This is a genomic window from Mycobacterium sp. TH-M82, assembly GCF_057473605.1.
In genome coordinates this window covers 1-2,148 of record NZ_JBYCKY010000747.1, presented here as the reverse complement: position 1 = coordinate 2,148, position 2,148 = coordinate 1, and the positions used below count along the sequence as shown (strand labels likewise).

Here is a 2,148-nt window from a genome sequence, read left to right as displayed (position 1 = left end):
GGACACGAACGCGTTCAGCCAGCGCAACATCACCTTGAGGAACTCGCCGGAGTCGAAGTCGAGGAACCGCTGTTTGTTGTCGGGGTTCTCCTCGATGCGCTCCCGCCATTCCGGCACCTTCACCACGCCGTCCATGCCGGTGCCCCGCACGGCGAGGATGCTCGGCACGATGTAGTAGGACCCCAGCACGAAGGTGCCGTAAATGCCGCCGACGATGTTCCACACCACGAGCTTGGAGACCATCTCGGGGTAGAGCATCGTCGTGAGGATGGAATCCCGTGCGCCACCTGAGCCCCCGGCGAGGATGCAACGCTCTACGCCGATGCCCTGCAATAGGCCGTGCAGCGTCTCGGCGCGCATGTGTGACTCGCTCTGTCCGTAGAACTGCACGTCGGAGGCGCCGCAGTTCGGCCGGTCCCACAGCAGTACCCGGTACCCGCCGGCGACGAGTGCATCGGCCAGCGGGCGCAGCCCGGGGATTTCCTTGCTGAACCGGCCGCCCGGCGTCATGGCGATGAGATCACCTGTGTCCCCGAGGATTTCGTAGACGACTTTGCCGCCGTTCACTTCGATAGAAGACACAGACTCTCCTGTAGTGTCATGCCATCACCAGCACGTCGTTGCCGACCACCCGCACCGGATAGGTGCGGATGCTCCACTCCGGCTTGACCGCGGTCGTGCCGGTCGCCAGCTCGAAACCCCATTGATGCCAGGGGCAATAGATGTATTCCAGGTCGCGGACCATGACCGCGTCGCCGGCGGTGGTCTCGTCGACGACGGTGCGGCCGCGGGCGCGGCCCGAGCACAGCGGACCGCCCTGGTGCGGGCAGTAGTTCGCGATGGCGTAGAAGGTGCCGTTGACGTTGTAGACGCCGACGCCGTGCCGGCCGATGGGGACGAGCTTGTGGGTGCCGGGCGGGATTTCGGCCACGGTCGCGACGATGTGCTCGCGGCCCTGGGCCAGACGTGGCTGGGGCCGCTCGGTGAGGTCTTCTGTCAACTCAGAACACCCGGACCTGACCCTCGAGCACCGGAACCGTGTCGGGGAGGTGGTATGTCGCGATGCCGTTCTTGAACATCACCGCTTCGCGGGCCGCCTTGGGCAGGTGCTTGACCAGCCAGCGCGGGTCGTCGAACGTCCAGTGCGGGTAGTCCGAGGAGTAGAGCAGGATCTTGTCGCACTCCATCCACTCCAGGGCGCGGGTCAACTCGGTCTTGTCCTCCGGGTAGTCCAGCGGCTGGGTGGTGAACTTGATGTGGTCCTTGACGTATTCGGACGGCTTGCGCTTGATGTCGATCCAGGATTTGCGGGCCTCGTAGACGGCGTCCATGCGCCACATCAGCGGCAGGATCCAGGTGAACGCGTGCTCGACGAACACGATCCGCAGCGCCGGAAATCGGTCGAAGACGCCGTCGAAGATCAGGCTCATGACCTGATTTGCGGCCAGCAGCGAGTAGGTGACCATGAAGTCGTGGTTGTAGCTGGGGTAGCCCACCGGCGGCGTCGGCAACTCGTCGAAGTGGCTGCGGGACAGATGGCAGCTCACCGTGATGTCGTGCTTGGTGGCCGCCGCCCAGATCGGGTCGTATTTCGGGTGGCCCCAGGACGGCCGCGGCTCGGCCTTGATCAGAATCTGCGCCATGTAGGGGTGCCCGGCCCAGCGCTCGATCTCGCGCACGCTCGCTTCCGGCTCCTCGATGGCGGCACAGATCGAGCCCCGCCACCGCTCGTGCCAGTTGTTGTGGCTGTCCAGCCAGTGGTTGGCCTGCCAGTCGTTCAGGGCGCAGGCCATCGCGTGCTGCGCTTCGGGCAGGCGCGCCGGGTAGGCGGCGGGTTCCAGTATCGCGATGTCGGAGCCCGCCTCCATGATCAGCTGACGGAACGCCATATCCGGTTCGCTGCAAGGGAATTCGCCGTCGGGCGGGAAGGTGTCCACGCGCATCGCATAGCTGTGTGCGTAGTCGGGGGCGTCGTAGTAGATCTGCTCACCCACCTTGCGGGTGAGGAAGTACTTGCTGCGCCACGGCTCGGGGATGTACGGAAGCAGTTCCCCGCGCTTGGGCGTCGGGTGGACATCCGAGTCGACGCACCGGACGGCTATGCGCTCGGCGGCGGGAACCCGTTCGTGCATATGGGTCAGCGTCATC

General features: G+C 65.4%; 3 protein-coding genes. All 3 read right to left on the bottom strand.

What is annotated here, in order from left to right; all coding sequences use genetic code 11:
- A partial coding sequence (locus AC2VON_RS22325; RefSeq protein WP_486954819.1) for an alpha/beta fold hydrolase occupies nt 1–582 on the bottom strand: 582 nt, incomplete at its 3' end.
- A gap of 16 nt (nt 583–598) precedes the next feature.
- Nucleotides 599–1,000, bottom strand: coding sequence for a Rieske (2Fe-2S) protein (locus AC2VON_RS22320; RefSeq protein ID WP_369737038.1), 402 nt, complete (start codon nt 998–1,000; stop codon nt 599–601).
- 1 nt (nt 1,001) lies between these two features.
- Entirely contained in the window at nt 1,002–2,147 is a 1,146-nt protein-coding gene (locus AC2VON_RS22315; RefSeq protein WP_486954818.1) for an amidohydrolase family protein, read from the bottom strand.
- Nucleotide 2,148 lies beyond the last annotated feature (1 nt).